General features: G+C 46.7%; 1 protein-coding gene. It reads right to left on the minus strand.

Going from position 1 to position 347, the window contains the following annotated elements; translation table 11 throughout:
* Positions 1–347, minus strand: a 347-nt coding sequence (locus tag A3757_RS04700) for a S49 family peptidase (protein WP_197469777.1), incomplete at both ends; no start/stop codon positions are given.

Raw genomic sequence — 347 nt, forward strand, 5'->3', positions numbered from 1 at the left:
TCGACGCCAAGCTTCTTCATCGTATCAACAAAACCAAAACCTGAAGCCACTACACCGATAGAACCAACCAAACTTGCCTTATCAGCGTAAATCTTATCCGCAGCCGCAGCAATGTAATATGCACCTGAAGCACCAATATCGCTGATCACTGCATAGAGTGGCGTTTCAGGGTATAAGCCACGAAGTCGTTTAATTTCATCATAAACATACCCTGATTGAACCGGGCTGCCACCAGGACTATTAATGCGCAAGACAACAGCTTGAGTTCCCTCAGCTTCAAAAGCTGCTCTCAAACCCGTCACCAAAAAGTCTGCATTCGCCTCTTCGCCTGAAGCAATCACACCTTC

The sequence above is a fragment of the Oleiphilus sp. HI0117 genome (assembly GCF_001635235.1).